The 14,340-nt window shown below is 55.0% G+C and carries 14 protein-coding genes; 10 read left to right on the forward strand and 4 right to left on the reverse strand.

The features are described from left to right. The first annotated feature begins 49 nt into the window (after positions 1 to 49). The 3 genes from fadI to sixA all read left to right on the forward strand — a co-directional run bounded on the left by fadI (position 50) and on the right by sixA (position 4,171). Positions 50 to 1,360 (forward strand): acetyl-CoA C-acyltransferase FadI, encoded by a 1,311-nt coding sequence (gene fadI / locus AAH450_RS01280; RefSeq protein ID WP_342908559.1) that lies wholly within the window; start codon positions 50 to 52, stop codon positions 1,358 to 1,360. Then, positions 1,360 to 3,519: a fatty acid oxidation complex subunit alpha FadJ gene (gene fadJ, locus AAH450_RS01285; RefSeq protein ID WP_342908560.1), complete on the forward strand. Its 2,160-nt coding sequence runs from the start codon at positions 1,360 to 1,362 to the stop codon at positions 3,517 to 3,519. Before fadI ends, fadJ begins: the two co-directional genes overlap by 1 nt. A 169-nt stretch (positions 3,520 to 3,688) precedes the next feature. Then, positions 3,689 to 4,171: a phosphohistidine phosphatase SixA gene (gene sixA, locus AAH450_RS01290; RefSeq protein ID WP_342908561.1), complete on the forward strand. Its 483-nt coding sequence runs from the start codon at positions 3,689 to 3,691 to the stop codon at positions 4,169 to 4,171. A gap of 40 nt (positions 4,172 to 4,211) precedes the next feature. Here sixA and smrB read toward each other — a convergent pair whose 3' ends face one another. Beyond that, complete coding sequence (smrB, locus tag AAH450_RS01295) at positions 4,212 to 4,763, reverse strand: endonuclease SmrB (protein WP_318790798.1); 552 nt, start codon at positions 4,761 to 4,763, stop codon at positions 4,212 to 4,214. A gap of 185 nt (positions 4,764 to 4,948) precedes the next feature. Here smrB and prmB point away from each other — a divergent pair, with 185 nt between their 5' ends. From prmB to AAH450_RS01330, 7 genes are all read left to right on the forward strand, one after another. Continuing rightward, positions 4,949 to 5,881, forward strand: coding sequence for a 50S ribosomal protein L3 N(5)-glutamine methyltransferase (gene prmB, locus AAH450_RS01300; RefSeq protein ID WP_342908562.1), 933 nt, complete (start codon positions 4,949 to 4,951; stop codon positions 5,879 to 5,881). Positions 5,882 to 5,902: 21 nt separating this feature from the next. After that, a complete protein-coding gene (aroC, locus tag AAH450_RS01305) occupies positions 5,903 to 6,988 on the forward strand; it encodes a chorismate synthase (RefSeq protein WP_342908563.1) in 1,086 nt (361 codons plus the stop codon). A 4-nt stretch (positions 6,989 to 6,992) separates the two neighbouring features. After that, positions 6,993 to 7,817 carry a penicillin-insensitive murein endopeptidase gene (gene mepA / locus AAH450_RS01310; RefSeq protein ID WP_342908564.1) on the forward strand — a complete coding sequence of 275 codons (825 nt, stop codon included), beginning with the start codon at positions 6,993 to 6,995 and terminating at the stop codon, positions 7,815 to 7,817. 9 nt (positions 7,818 to 7,826) lie between these two features. Continuing rightward, entirely contained in the window at positions 7,827 to 8,630 is an 804-nt protein-coding gene (locus AAH450_RS01315; RefSeq protein ID WP_342908565.1) for a sulfite exporter TauE/SafE family protein, read from the forward strand. A gap of 71 nt (positions 8,631 to 8,701) precedes the next feature. Continuing rightward, positions 8,702 to 9,247 (forward strand): elongation factor P hydroxylase, encoded by a 546-nt coding sequence (locus AAH450_RS01320; RefSeq protein WP_342908566.1) that lies wholly within the window; start codon positions 8,702 to 8,704, stop codon positions 9,245 to 9,247. A gap of 29 nt (positions 9,248 to 9,276) precedes the next feature. Then, a complete protein-coding gene (locus AAH450_RS01325) occupies positions 9,277 to 9,558 on the forward strand; it encodes a YfcL family protein (RefSeq protein ID WP_318790804.1) in 282 nt (93 codons plus the stop codon). A gap of 500 nt (positions 9,559 to 10,058) precedes the next feature. Beyond that, complete coding sequence (locus AAH450_RS01330; protein ID WP_342909545.1) at positions 10,059 to 11,000, forward strand: Rpn family recombination-promoting nuclease/putative transposase; 942 nt, start codon at positions 10,059 to 10,061, stop codon at positions 10,998 to 11,000. Positions 11,001 to 11,151: 151 nt separating this feature from the next. On the opposite strand, the gene AAH450_RS01335 is transcribed toward AAH450_RS01330, so the two are convergent. From AAH450_RS01335 to mnmC, 3 genes are all read right to left on the reverse strand, one after another. Further along, positions 11,152 to 11,433, reverse strand: a complete 282-nt coding sequence (locus AAH450_RS01335; RefSeq protein ID WP_342909591.1) for a hypothetical protein — start codon at positions 11,431 to 11,433, stop codon at positions 11,152 to 11,154. 271 nt (positions 11,434 to 11,704) lie between these two features. Continuing rightward, positions 11,705 to 12,055 carry a DUF3147 family protein gene (locus tag AAH450_RS01340; RefSeq protein ID WP_342908567.1) on the reverse strand — a complete coding sequence of 117 codons (351 nt, stop codon included), beginning with the start codon at positions 12,053 to 12,055 and terminating at the stop codon, positions 11,705 to 11,707. Positions 12,056 to 12,234: 179 nt separating this feature from the next. After that, positions 12,235 to 14,244 carry a bifunctional tRNA (5-methylaminomethyl-2-thiouridine)(34)-methyltransferase MnmC2/FAD-dependent 5-carboxymethylaminomethyl-2-thiouridine(34) oxidoreductase MnmC1 gene (gene mnmC / locus AAH450_RS01345; RefSeq protein ID WP_342908568.1) on the reverse strand — a complete coding sequence of 670 codons (2,010 nt, stop codon included), beginning with the start codon at positions 14,242 to 14,244 and terminating at the stop codon, positions 12,235 to 12,237. Between the last annotated feature and the right edge of the window lie 96 nt (positions 14,245 to 14,340).

A 14,340-nucleotide genomic window follows, 5' to 3' on the forward strand; every position in this document is an offset into this window, starting at 1 on the left:
GTCAGACCTCTTTGGCAATGATGCCGTTTGGATTTCAAGGGTGATCAGAATGAGCAAGGCACTTCCTTTGCTGACGCGTCAGGGCGAACGCATCGCGATTACGCACGGACTCCGTACCCCGTTTGCCCGTCAGGCTACAGCCTTACATGGCGTCCCTGCTGTGGAGCTGGGCAGAATGGTGGTCAGTGAACTGATGGCGCGGAGCGAACTGCCGCCGGAGGTGATTGAGCAACTGGTTTTCGGCCAGGTGGTGCAGATGCCGGAAGCACCGAACATCGCCAGGGAGATTGTGCTGGGAAGCGGGCTTAACGTGCAGACCGATGCCTACAGCGTCAGCCGGGCCTGCGCCACCAGTTTTCAGGCGGTAGCTAACGTAGCGGAAAGCCTGCTGGCTGGCACTGTTCAGGCAGGCATCGCCGGAGGCGCAGATTCCTCTTCCGTGTTGCCCATTGGCGTAAGTAAAAAGCTGGGCCGTATTCTTGTCGACCTGAATAAAGCCAAAACCTTTTCACAAAAAATGAAACTGTTCAGCGAGTTACGCCCACGTGACCTGCTGCCTGTGCCACCTGCCGTGGCGGAATACTCCACCGGCTTACGTATGGGGGATACCGCAGAGCAGATGGCGAAAAGCCACGGTATCAGCCGCGAACAGCAGGATGCTCTGGCCCACCGCTCACATCAGCGCGCCGCCAGAGCCTGGGAAGAGGGGCGGCTGGAGGCGGAAGTGATGACCGCTTTTGTGCCGCCCTGGCTTAAACCCTTTGCAAAGGACAACAACGTCCGCCTTAACTCCTCTCTGGAAGAGTACTCCCGCCTTCGTCCCGCTTTTGATCGCCAGCACGGCACGGTAACGGCTGCCAACAGTACGCCGTTGACAGATGGCGCCGCCGCCGTGGTGCTGATGACGGAATCGCGCGCGCGTGAGCTGGGGCTGGTGCCGCTTGGCTATCTGCGCAGCTACGCCTTTACCGCCACTGACGTCTGGCAGGACATGCTGCTTGGCCCCTCCTACGCTTCGCCAATAGCGCTGGACAGGGCAGGGATCACCCTTGGCGATCTGACGCTGATTGATATGCACGAGGCCTTTGCCGCCCAGACGCTGGCGAATCTTAAGGTATTTGCAGACGAGCGTTTCGCCCGTGAGGTTTTAAACCGTCCCCATGCGCTGGGTGAGGTAGATCAGGAGAAATTCAACGTGCTGGGCGGCTCTATCGCCTATGGGCATCCTTTTGCCGCCACGGGAGCCAGAATGATCACGCAGACGCTGAACGAGTTGCGACGTCGCGGCGGCGGTCTTGGGCTCGTTACCGCCTGTGCAGCGGGTGGTTTAGGGGCAGCAATGGTACTGGAGGCGGAATAATGGAAAACGGCAAAGCCTTTGGGCTGACCATGCGACTGGATAACGTCGGCATCATTACTATTGATGTGCCTGGCGAGAAGATGAACACGCTGAAAGCTGAATTTGCGGAGCAGATTCGGCAGGTGATTAGCGAAGCACGCAGCAATCCCCATCTTGCCGGGCTGGTGCTGATATCCGGCAAACCCGATTCGTTTATTGCCGGGGCCGATATCTCGATGATTGACCGCTGCAAAACGGCAAAGGAGGCGGAAGCGCTGGCGCTTGAAGGGCAAAAGGTGATGTCTGAGATTGCCTCCCTGGCGGTGCCGGTCGTGGCCGCCATTCATGGAGCCTGTCTCGGCGGTGGGCTGGAGCTGGCGCTGGCCTGCAATCAGCGCGTCTGCACGCTGGATGACAAAACCCGGCTGGGGCTGCCGGAAGTGCAGCTTGGCCTGCTGCCAGGCTCCGGGGGGACGCAACGTCTGCCCATGCTGATTGGTGTCTCGCAGGCGCTGGAGATGATCCTGACCGGTAAAACGTTGCGGGCTAAGCAGGCGTTGAAATTGGGGCTGGTGGATGACGCCGTGCCGCAAACAATCCTGCTGGAAACAGCCGTAAAAATGGTGTTAAAGGGACGTAAAACACATAAAGCTTTGCCCCTGCGCGAGCGCCTGTTCAGTGCGCCAGCAGGCAGAGCCTTGCTCTTCTCGCTGGCAGGTAAAAAGACGGAAGCCAAAACCAGGGGTAACTATCCGGCGACGCGGAAAATTCTCTCTGTGGTGCGCACGGGTCTGCAACAGGGAAGTCTGATTGGCTATGGCGAAGAGGCGAAAGCCTTTGGTCAACTGGCGATGACGCCAGAATCGGCCGCGTTGCGCAGCCTCTTTTTTGCCACCACGGAAATGAAAAAAGAGTGGGGGGCAGAGGCTGAACCCCGCGAGGTGAAGTCGGTCGGCATACTGGGGGGAGGGTTGATGGGCGGAGGAATTGCTTATGTCACCGCCACGCGTGGCAAATTGCCGGTGCGCATTAAAGATATCTCCCCGGAAGGCATTAACCATGCGATGAAATACAGCTGGGATCTGCTGAGCAAAAGCGTGCAGCGTCGGCATATCCGTCCCGCCGAACGCCAGCGGCAGATGGCCATGATAGGTGGCGGCACCGATTTTCAGGGCTTCCATCACCGGGATATCATTATCGAAGCGGTTTTTGAAGAGCTGGCGCTGAAGCAGAAGATGGTGGCTGAAGTAGAGGCGAATACCTCAGCCCGGACGCTCTTTGCTTCCAATACTTCTTCCTTACCCATTGCAGATATTGCAGCAAATGCTCAGCGGCCTGAAAACGTCATCGGGCTGCACTACTTCAGTCCGGTAGACAAGATGCCGCTGGTAGAGGTGATCCCCCATGCAGGTACCTCATCAGAAACTGTGGCCACCACAGTAGCACTGGCGAAGAAACAGGGAAAAACGCCCATTGTCGTAGCCGACCGCGCGGGTTTTTATGTTAATCGCATTCTGGCGCCTTATATAAATGAAGCGATGCGCTGTCTGCTGGAGGGCGAACCGGTAGAGGCGATTGACCGTGCGCTGGAAAATTTCGGTTTTCCTGTAGGGCCAATACAGTTACTGGATGAAGTGGGTATCGATATTGGGACGCATATTCTTCCCGTTCTTGAAAGCGCCTGGGGCGAACGCTTCAGAGCGCCAGACCAGTTGAATGCGGTACTAAAAGATGGGCGTAAAGGGCGCAAAAATGGCCGGGGATTTTATCAGTACAGGCGTAAAACCCTCGGCAAAAAGAAAGCGGTAGATCCGGAAATTTATACCTTGTTAAACCTGACGCCAAAAACGCATCTCAGCGCTCAATCCATTGCCGAACGTTGTGTGATGATGATGCTGAATGAGGCGGCAAGAACGCTGGATGAAGGGGTGATTCGCTGTGCGAGGGATGGCGACGTTGGTGCCGTCTTTGGCATCGGTTTTCCTCCTTTCCTCGGCGGCCCTTTCCACTATATGGACAGAACAGGGGCCGCTGCTATCGTTAACATATTAGAGCGGCTGAAGGAGTCTTACGGCGAACGCTTTACCCCGTGCGAGGCTTTATTAAAGCGGGCCAGTTCAGAAGAAACCTTTTACAAAACGGAGAGTAAGCACAATAGCCATGGGGATTCAGGGGGTTAGATTTACACTGTGAAAAGGGCACTTTGGCACTGTTCCGTAAAGCGCTCAATTTGTAAACAATCGGTTGACTTAACTTCCGGCATTAAGGTACAACACAGCGTTCATTCACTGAATGAAGAGTCGGGAAGTTCTTTTTTCCGGCGTTTATGTTTAACAACAGCGGTGCATTATGCAAGTTTTCATTATGCGTCACGGCGATGCTGCCTTAGATGCGGCTAGTGATTCTGTAAGACCTCTGACTCATTGCGGATGTAATGAATCACGCCAGATGGCGAACTGGCTTAACGGCCAGGCAGTGAATATTGAACGTGTGCTGGTCAGCCCCTATTTACGTGCTGAACAGACGCTGTCAACGGTGCGTGAAGGACTGACGTTGCCGGAGGGGCAGGATATTCTGTCCGAACTGACGCCCGGTGGTGACCCGGCGTTAGTTGCCAGCTATCTACAGGTACTGGCGAAGGAAGGGGTGGCTTCAGTACTGGTCATCTCTCACCTGCCTCTGGTGGGCTACCTGGTTTCCGAACTCTGCCCTCAGGAATCACCGCCCATGTTTGCCACCTCGGCCATTGCCAGCATCGATTTTAATGCTGACAGCAGCAGCGGCATCCTGGAATGGCAGGTTAGTCCGTCAAAACTGGCTAAAGCCATGTAACTCTTCAGGGCCGGTTCCTTCCGGCCCTGAGTCGTCTGCTTCAGGGCAGCTCAGGCGGCAACCACTCCTCTATCTCAATCAATACCAGCAGGGCTGCATCGCCGCCAAAGAGTTTTGGCGCCTGATGAAATGCCATCACCATGGGATGCTGGGCCAGCCATAAAGGCGTTTGCTGTTTCAGTACATGTTTGCCGTGACCATGCATGACGCTGGCACAAAAAATGTGCTCGCGGCGACATGCTGCAATCAGCGCACCCAGTTCCGCTTTCGCCTGCCTTTGCGTTAATCCGTGCAAATCGAGAAAAATCTCCGGCGTGTAATCCCCGCGGCGCAGCTTTTTGAGTTCGTAATGACTGACGTCACTGCGCACGTAACGCATGGGACCCTCTTCAGCCAGCAGCGGCTGAAATTCATCAGAAAAATAGTGGCTGGCATCCATCTGCTCAGAGAGCAGTTTTTTTTGTGGAACCTCAGAAATTTTCTTCCGCAGCGGTTTATGCACGATAGTGTCCTGTGCCAGCTTGCGGGTGCCGGTCATTAATCCACGAAACAAGGCCTGGTCTTCGGCGCTGAGGGGCTGTTTTTTACTCATTGAATTCTCATCATCCGGGTTTTCGGGCGCAAACTGTCCCGCAGCGTCGTCTTTTCTGACCACAGTCTACCTTGAGTTGTTAAGGCAAAAAACAAAAGTCAGCTTTTTCACGCCGCCGCGCTGAATTATGGTCCGCTTCATGGCAAACTAGCTGCCGAGTTGAGTTTGGCCTGTTGGAGGGCACATTGGACAAAATTTTCGTTGATGAGGCAGTCAGTGAACTGCACACCATTCAGGATATGCTGCGCTGGTCAGTCAGCCGCTTTTCCGCAGCCGATCTCTGGTATGGTCACGGCACCGATAATCCCTGGGATGAAGCCGTGCAGCTGGTATTGCCCACCCTCTATCTGCCGCTGGATATCCCGGAAAATATGCGCACGGCAAGGCTGACCTCCAGCGAGCGTCACCGTATTGTCGAACGTGTTATTCGCCGCATCAATGAACGTATTCCGGTCGCTTACCTTACTAACAAAGCCTGGTTCTGTGGTCACGAGTTTTATGTTGACGAGCGGGTGCTGGTCCCACGTTCACCCATTGGTGAGCTGATCAACGACCGGTTTGCCGGGCTGATCTCTGGTGAACCGACGCATATTCTGGATATGTGTACCGGCAGCGGCTGTATTGCTATTGCCTGCGCTTACGCCTTCCCGGAAGCCGAAGTGGATGCGGTAGATATCTCTACCGATGCGCTGGCGGTGACGGAGCAAAACATTGAAGCTCATGGTCTTACTCACCAGGTCACGCCAATTCGCGCCGACCTGTTCCGCGAGTTGCCAAAAACCCCTTACGATCTGATAGTTACCAATCCGCCTTATGTGGATATGGAAGATATGGGTGATTTGCCGGGCGAGTTCCGCCACGAACCGGAACTGGGTCTGGCCGCAGGGAGCGATGGTCTGAAACTGGCCCGCCGTATTCTGGCTAATGCGCCGGACTACCTGACAGAGCAGGGTGTGTTGATTTGTGAAGTGGGCAACAGCATGGTGCATATGATGGATCAGTACCCGGACGTGCCCTTTACCTGGCTGGAATTTGAAAACGGCGGCGACGGCGTCTTTATGTTGACCCGCCAGCAGATTATTGACGCCCGGCACCACTTCAGCATCTATAAAGATTAATAAAAATATAAAGAGGACATTATGGCCGGAAACACGATTGGAAAACTCTTCCGCGTCACCACCTTCGGGGAGTCTCACGGACTGGCGCTTGGCTGTATTGTTGATGGCGTGCCGCCCGGCATTCCGCTGACGGAAGCTGATTTGCAGCACGATCTGGATCGCCGCCGTCCGGGCACGTCTCGCTATACCACTCAGCGCCGTGAACCGGATCAGGTGAAAATTTTATCGGGCGTGTTTGAAGGCGTCACCACCGGCACCAGCATTGGCTTGCTGATTGAAAATACCGATCAACGTTCGCAGGATTACAGTGAAATCAAGGATGTATTCCGTCCCGGTCATGCTGATTACACCTACGAGCAGAAATATGGCCTGCGCGACTACCGCGGCGGCGGGCGTTCTTCAGCCCGTGAAACAGCGATGCGCGTCGCGGCGGGGGCTATTGCAAAAAAATATCTGGCGCTGAAACATGGCATCAAAGTGCGCGGCTATCTGGCGCAGATTGGCGATGTAGCCTGCGAGCTGAAAGAGTGGGATCAGGTCGAGCAAAACCCCTTTTTCTGCCCCGATCCGGACAAAATTGAGGCGCTGGATGAGCTGATGCGTGCGCTCAAAAAAGAGGGCGACTCTATTGGTGCCAAAGTCGCTGTTATGGCAGAAAACGTGCCTACAGGCCTGGGTGAGCCGGTGTTTGACCGTCTGGATGCGGATCTGGCCCATGCGCTGATGAGCATCAATGCGGTGAAAGGGGTAGAGATTGGTGACGGCTTTGCCGTGGTCAGCCAGCGTGGCAGCCAGCATCGTGATGAGATCCGTGCGGATGGCTTCCAGAGCAATCATGCGGGCGGCATTTTAGGGGGTATCAGCAGCGGGCAGCCGATCCTGGCAACCCTGGCGATGAAGCCCACCTCCAGCATTACCGTGCCGGGCAAAACCATTAACCGCTTCGGAGAAGAAGTGGAGATGATCACCAAAGGTCGCCACGATCCCTGCGTAGGGATCCGCGCGGTGCCGATCGCCGAGGCGATGATGGCGATCGTATTGATGGATCATTTACTGCGTCAGCGTGCTCAGAATGCTGATGTGCACACGGATATTCCTCGCTGGTAACCGAATGAAAAAGACGCTGTTTGCGCTTTGTGCTCTGCTGGTCACTACCGCCACTCTGGCGGCCACGCCATGGCAATCCATTCGCCAGCCGATTAGCGGTTCGCCGCAGTCGATTGGCCAGTTTGCCAACGGCTGTATCGTCGGCGCGCAGGCGCTGCCGCTTAATTCTCCTGATTACCAGGTGATGCGGCAGGATCAGCGCCGTTATTACGGCCATCCTGATCTGATCCTGTTTATTCAGCGTCTCAGCACCCAGGTGCATAACCTGCAACTGGGGGAAGTGCTGATTGGCGATATGGGTATGGCAGCGGGAGGGCGCTTCAGCAGCGGTCACGCCAGCCACCAGTCGGGGCTGGATGTCGATATCTGGCTCCAGCTGCCGAAAACGCGCTGGACCTCGCAGATGTTACTTAAGCCGCAGCCGCTGGATCTGGTGGCCGCCAACGGTAAAAATGTGGTGGCGCGCCACTGGCAGCCAGAAATAGACAGCCTGATTAAACTTGCAGCGAAAGATGAGGAAGTAACACGCATCTTCGTGAATCCTGCAATTAAAAAGCAGCTTTGTGAAGATGCGGGTGCCGATCGTGACTGGCTGCGTAAAGTGCGCCCCTGGTTTGGACATCGGGCGCATATGCATGTCCGGCTGCGCTGTCCCGCTGGCAGCCTGGAGTGCCAGGATCAGCCTGTGCCGCCTGCCGGAGACGGCTGTGGTGCCGAGCTGGAAAGCTGGTTCCTGCCGCCAAAACCAGGCACGGGTACGCCGGTGAAGCGTGAGCCGCCGCCGTTGCCGCCTTCCTGTCAGGCATTACTGGATAAACATCTGCTTTAGGAACCGAAGATGGATTGGTTTGTCATCAGCCCCCTGCTGGTTGGGCTGCTGTTCTTTGTGGCTATGCTGGCCGGATTTATTGATTCTATCGCCGGAGGCGGCGGATTACTTACCGTTCCGGCGCTGATGTCCGTGGGACTCTCACCGGCGCAGGCTATTGCCACCAACAAATTGCAGTCAGTGGGCGGCTCTTTCTCGGCGAGCCTCTATTTTGTGCGCAGGAAAGCGGTCAACCTGAGCGAACAAAAGCTCAATATTGCGATGACGTTTATTGGCGCGATAATCGGCGCAATCCTGATCCAGCATATCCGGGCGGAGCTGCTGCGCCAGATCCTGCCGGTGCTGCTGATTACCATAGGCCTCTATTTTCTGCTGATGCCTAAAATTGGCGAGGAAGACCGCCAGCGCCGTCTGCATGGGCTGCCGTTTGCGCTGGTTGCGGGCGGCTGCGTGGGCTTTTACGACGGTTTCTTTGGCCCCGGCGCAGGTTCGTTCTATGCGCTCGCTTTCGTTACCCTGTGCGGTTATAACCTGGCGAAATCGACCGCGCATGCCAAAGTGCTCAATTTTACCTCCAACTTAGGCGGCCTGCTGTTCTTTATGTTTGGCGGCAAAGTGGTATGGGGGACCGGGCTGGTAATGCTGGTGGGTGCCATTTGCGGCGCCCGTCTGGGCGCCCGCATGGTGCTGAGCCGTGGCCAGACGCTGATCCGTCCGATGGTGGTGATTGTCTCTGCGGTAATGAGCGCCAAATTGCTCTATGAGAGCCACGGCGCGGCCATCGCCGCATGGTGCCATCAGCTGTTTAGCTAAAGGCCAACGGCAGAGGGAACTGCCCGGATCTGGTGCAGCGTATTAATTCAATTCAGAGTTTCAGAAGAAAAATGAACGAGACCCATCACTATTCGCAGCTGATTGAGATTTTTGACCGCTGCTTTTTTCAGGATTTTCAGACACGCCTGATTAAAGGCGACGACGAACCGATCTATCTTCCTGCTGATGAGCAGGTTGACTATCACCGCGTGATCTTTGCTCACGGCTACTATGCCAGCGCGCTGCACGAAATTTCACACTGGTGTATCGCAGGCAGCGAGCGGCGTAAGCAGGTCGATTTTGGCTACTGGTATTGCCCGGACGGGCGGGATGCCATGACCCAGCATCAGTTTGAAGCGGTGGAAGTGAAACCGCAGTCGCTGGAGTGGATGTTTTGTGTTGCGGCAGGGTTTCCCTTCAATGTAAGTTGTGACAATCTCAATGGAGATTGTGAACCGGATCGCATCGCGTTTCAGCGGAAAGTCCATGCTCAGGTAATGATGCATCTGGAGAAGGGCCTGCCAGCCCGTCCAGCCCGTTTTGTTACCGAACTCTGCTCGTATTACTCAACACCCCCGCTAACGGCGGCACAGTTTCCCTGGCCGGAAGATCTGTAACCGCGGGGAAGATATGGATAAGGAATGGTATGATCGATGAATTTGAGGCGCGTATTCTGGCTCTGATCGACGATATGGTGGAAAGCGCCAGCGACGACGAACTCTTTGCCAGCGGCTATCTGCGCGGGCATCTGACGCTGGCGGTGGCCGAGATTGAACAGAAGGGTGAACATACTCCGGAAGCACTACAGATCCAGGTGCAACAGAGCCTGCAAAACGCCATTCACGCTGGTGAGCTGTCGCCGCGCGATCAGGCGCTGGTGATCGGCATGTGGGACAATCTTTTCCTGCAAGCCCGTAAACCAGTCTGAAACCGGGCGGCCACCGTGCCGCCTGGCTTCTTCATCAGCCTCTTTCAGTCTTTCCCTCATCAAACCTGTTAAGCCAGGGAGTCCTTGCAGAGTGACCTGACATAGTACGGAAATCCCTCACTCATCGTGCCAGTCCGCTCAGATATCTCAGCGTTCTCAGTCCGAAATGCTCAAAGGCACTTTCAACGATACGCTGACGGCCCGGAGAATGAAGTGCCGGCTCGAGCGGCCTTTCCCTGCTAAACAGCTTCTCTGGTGTTCTGACAGGCACGCTGAGCGCAAGCACTTTATTAAGCCTGGTTGCAAATGTATTCGAATTACAGCCAGCAATACTTATAGCCGTTCACCCCAGAGGCAACATAACTGAATTCAGCTATTGCACTGATTTCAGGAGAGTAAGCCATTCCATGACGGAAGGAGTAGTAATACAACGCTCTGTCAATACCAGCATTCTGGCGGCTGTGATAATCTGTCCGGGTCATTTTTCGGAACCCGGACTGATGATGAAGAAAAGCAGCTCTCCCACACCCCACGATGCCACGTTCCGGCAGTTTCTGACGCAGCCGGATATTGCCCGTGATTTCATGGAACTTCACCTACCCGCAGAACTGCGTGCCATCTGCGATCTCAACACACTAAAGCTGGAGTCCGGCTCTTTCGTCGAGGATGACCTCCGTCAGTATTTCAGCGACGTGCTCTACAGCCTGAAAACTTCAGCCGGTGATGGTTACATTCATGTCCTGATCGAACACCAGTCAACGCCAGATAAACATATGGCCTTTCGCCTGATCCGCTATGCGGTGGCCGCCATGCAGCGCCATCTGGAGGCAGGCCATAAAAAATTACCGCTGGTAATACCGGTACTCTTCTATACCGGTAAGCGCAGCCCGTATCCGTACTCCACCCAATGGCTGGATGAGTTTGACGATCCGGAACTGGCAGGCAGGCTCTACAGCACTGCTTTCCCGCTGGTGGATGTTACCGTCATTCCGGATGACGAAATCGCAGGTCATCGCAGTATGGCCGCCCTGACCCTGCTGCAAAAACATATTCATCAGCGGGACCTGGCAGAACTGGTGGACAGGCTGGTGCCTATTTTACTGGACGGATATCTTTCTTCATCACAGGTAGTATCACTGGTACACTATATTGTACAGGCTGGCGAAACCTCAGACGCTGAAGCCTTTGTTCACGAGCTGGCACAGCGTGTGCCGCAACATGGAGACGCACTTATGTCCATCGCACAACAACTTGAAGAGAAGGGTATCGAGAAGGGTATTGAGAAAGGTATCCAGCTTGGAGAACAACGTGGCGTTGAGAAAGGTAAACTTGAAGGCAAACTTGAAGTAGCCCGAACCATGCTGCAAAACGGCCTTGATCGCAACACCATCATGAAAATGACTGGTCTTACTGAAGACGACCTGGCACAGATCCGCCACTAACTTCCTTTTCAGACGCTCCCTCTCTGACCGTCAGCCCATACAGTTCAGGCAGGACGACATCCTGCTCAGGTTCAGGCTGCCAGAATAGTTAAATAACTTCGCCAGACCGCCCACATTCCGCCTGCATTATCCTCAGCCGTGCCACAACGGATTAAGAGCTGTTGGCCATCATCAAAAGCTCCCTCAAAGCGTGGCCAGTAGCACCCAGGGATAAGGCGAAGTCAGACCGAAACCAGCACGGGTAAGTATAAACGTCAAGCAGCTCAAGTCCCGGATTACAGGTGCCGGACTGAAAGAGCAGCGGCTCAGCAGACATATTTTTTATGATCATCGCGGGCAGGCCCGCTTCCAGCGGCCACGGCTGCTCCCTTATCTTCCGGTAGAACTCGCTCAGCTCGCGCTGGGGGTATTGAATTGCGACTTCTATCGTCACCTTATGCCTGCCCTGATCTTTAAAGCGGGAGCCATATATGCAGCAATATTTAACGGTATTGGTTTAATTTAATTAGATAAAGCAGCTTACTTAATAGGTTTATCAAGAATGGTTGATCATAGAAAGCCACTGCTTAAACCAGGGATTAATAAGTCGTTTTCCACAGCCTGAGCAAACAGTGGTCGTTATTCGATTCACACTGTTTTAATCAACGGGAAGAGGATAATCCCAGCGAAAAGGTGGTGAAAAACAGCTCTTAACTGAACATGTATCACATAAGCTCAAGACCGAAGCGGCGAAGCACAAGCGCGTACCCCCAAAAAATTACCACGGTCATAATGCAGGAGACCAGAAGAGCGACCCAGAATCCCCCCCGCTGGAAAATGAGAGGAAAGCAGAGAAACATGGGAAGTGTCGGGAGCACGTACCAAAACGTGTACCATGCATGGCTGGCGATCTTCTCCTGTGTTTGCCCCTCAAGCTTCATCCATATCAGTACCAGAAAAGTCATCAGCGGCAACGCAGCTAACAGGCCGCCCAGACGATCGCTTCGTTTTGCCACCTCGGAGATAAGCACAACCATCCCAGCGGTCACCGCATATTTCACAATCAGCCAGATCATTTCATTCCTCTTATTCAAGTTGCTCTTATTTACATAATATCCACCATGTACGCTCTCTTGCCTCCTTCAGCGCGATCGGCTTTCACTACTAAAGTACCGGATAATGAACACAGCACAATGTCTGCTACTCGCTTATAGCAGCCATGGGTTCTCAGTTTTCTCTGTCAGCCGCCTTCCTTTCAGAGAGAGGGTTTCACCGCTTTTCCCTTCAGCAACTTTCTTACCCAGTAACGATTAGGGTGCATTGCGCCCAGCGTATCGGCATCCAGAGGGATCGGCTCACCACACATCTCTGCGGCCAGCACTTCTGCCGCCAGCGGGCCACTGCACAGGCCGCGTGATCCCAGCGCGCCCAGCACGAAAAGCCCCGGAAAGATGGGCGCCGGAGGGGCCTGCTCCCTTTTTTGCGCTAAATCCGCATAGATTTCCAGCGTCCGTTGATAATCGGGCAGCGGGCCAAACATCGGCAGATGATCGCGGCTGGCGCAACGGACACCGCTACGGGCCTCGCCTGCGCTGACATCCACCTCCTTCGGCCAGTCCGCCTCAGGCAGGCAGCGGATCAGGCGCTCGCGATTTTCCTGCTGATCTTCTTCCCGGTACGCCGTTGAAGTATCGGCGCGGTGATAGCTGGCACCAATGCAGTGATGCTGATTAGCGGGGTTAGCGGGTGTCAGATAGCCATCGTAACAGAGCACCTGCCTGAGTCTGCTGAGCGCCGCTGTGGTGGGAATATGGGTGACCTGACCGCTCACCGCATAGGCCGGCAGGTTTTCACTCTGTGCAAAAGAAGCCAACGTGTGGCCGGTTGCCAGTACCACATTGCCGTGGCGCCGTGCTGGCTGCTGGCTGAACCGGAGCTGCCAGCTCTCCTCCTCATTCTGAAGGGATATCAGCTGATGTTCCCAGTAAACGCTCAGCCCTTGCTGACAGGCCAGCGCAAACAGGGCTGACGTTAACTCTCCGGGTGAAAGCCAGCCGCCCAGCGGATAAGTGATGCCGCCGCAGCCGGTTTCAACGCCGCACAACGCTTCTGCCTGTGCGGTTGAAACCTCTTTGGCAATCACTTCGGGCAGCCCCATAGTTAAAAGCTTAGCGATTTTCTCCCGGCTTTTCTGATCCCAACCCAACTGCGTGACGCCGCACCAGTCGTGGTCAAAGTCTACCGGAAGGCTGTCATATAACCGGCGGGCAAAGGTGAAGGCGCTGGGGAAAAAGCGTGCCAGCGCCGGGTCATGCTGATTAAGCAGCGGGTAGAGCGCACCCTGTCGGTTGCCGGAAGCACCCTGAGCGGGAAGGGGATCGGCACAATAGAGCGTGACTTTTTTGCCCCGGCGCAACAGCGCCAGAGAGAGAAGGGCGCTGGCAATGCCGCCACCGATAATGGCGATATCGTCATCTCTGGCAGCGGGACGAGAGTACCATGGCAGACGATCTTCACGGGGAAGCGCCTCGTCCAGCGTGCCGCAGAGCATTTCACGTTTCGGGCCAAAGCCTTTGCTGCGCACCACGTTAAATCCGGCCGCCTGTAATCCCCTGCGTACAAAGCCAGCCGCAGTGTAAGTGGCAAAGGTGGCGCCCTTACGGGCAAGACGGGCCATACAATTAAACAGCTCGGGTGTCCACATATCGGGGTTCTTTGACGGCGCAAAGCCGTCCAGGAACCAGGCATCCACCTGCTGTTGCAGAGTGTCATCAAAAGCAGGAATTAGTTGGTTAATATCACCAAACCAGAGGTCAAGCGTGATGCGGCCCCCTTCCAGCAGCAGGCGATGACAGCCGGGCAGGGCAACCGGCCACTGTTCGCGCAGTCTCGCCGCATAGTCAGCCAGCTCAGGCCAGCTGGCGTGGGCGCTGGCTAAATCGGTGACGCTTAAAGGATATTTCTCACAGCTGATAAAGTGTAAACGTTGTAATCTCGCTTCTGGCTGCGTTTTTAGGTGGCGATCGAACGCCTGCCACAGCGTTAAAAAATTAAGACCAGTCCCAAAACCAGTCTCGGCAGCAATAAAAAGATCGCGCGAATGATGAGCGAAACGATCGGGCAGCTGGTTACCCCCCAGGAACACATGGCGCGTCTCTTCCAGCCCGCTCTCGTTTGAGAAATAGACGTCGCCAAAGGCTCGGGATACAGGTGTACCCTGATCGTTCCAGCTTAATTCAGCATGCTCGATGGGAGTGGTTTTCAAGGTAAAAGCTCAGTTATCAGGCGGTGCCGAGATTGTAACGGTGTGAGCTGGCCCACGCAAATTTACAAAAGTTAAGCGCTGATCGGACTTGTTCGG

This window comes from Erwinia magellanica, from assembly GCF_039023495.1.
Classification (GTDB): Bacteria; Pseudomonadota; Gammaproteobacteria; order Enterobacterales; family Enterobacteriaceae; genus Erwinia.

Excerpts from the sequence above, each read along its gene's own strand:
- AAH450_RS01340 (WP_342908567.1), bottom strand. The coding sequence starts at position 12,055 with ATGATCTGGCTGATTGTGAAATATGCGGTGACCGCTGGGATGGTTGTG.
- fadJ (WP_342908560.1), top strand. The coding sequence starts at position 1,360 with ATGGAAAACGGCAAAGCCTTTGGGCTGACCATGCGACTGGATAACGTC.
- aroC (WP_342908563.1), top strand. The coding sequence starts at position 5,903 with ATGGCCGGAAACACGATTGGAAAACTCTTCCGCGTCACCACCTTCGGG.
- AAH450_RS01330 (WP_342909545.1), top strand. The coding sequence starts at position 10,059 with ATGATGAAGAAAAGCAGCTCTCCCACACCCCACGATGCCACGTTCCGG.
- fadI (WP_342908559.1), top strand. The coding sequence starts at position 50 with ATGAGCAAGGCACTTCCTTTGCTGACGCGTCAGGGCGAACGCATCGCG.
- AAH450_RS01320 (WP_342908566.1), top strand. The coding sequence starts at position 8,702 with ATGAACGAGACCCATCACTATTCGCAGCTGATTGAGATTTTTGACCGC.
- AAH450_RS01315 (WP_342908565.1), top strand. The coding sequence starts at position 7,827 with ATGGATTGGTTTGTCATCAGCCCCCTGCTGGTTGGGCTGCTGTTCTTT.
- AAH450_RS01325 (WP_318790804.1), top strand. The coding sequence starts at position 9,277 with ATGATCGATGAATTTGAGGCGCGTATTCTGGCTCTGATCGACGATATG.
- mepA (WP_342908564.1), top strand. The coding sequence starts at position 6,993 with ATGAAAAAGACGCTGTTTGCGCTTTGTGCTCTGCTGGTCACTACCGCC.
- smrB (WP_318790798.1), bottom strand. The coding sequence starts at position 4,763 with ATGAGTAAAAAACAGCCCCTCAGCGCCGAAGACCAGGCCTTGTTTCGT.
- sixA (WP_342908561.1), top strand. The coding sequence starts at position 3,689 with ATGCAAGTTTTCATTATGCGTCACGGCGATGCTGCCTTAGATGCGGCT.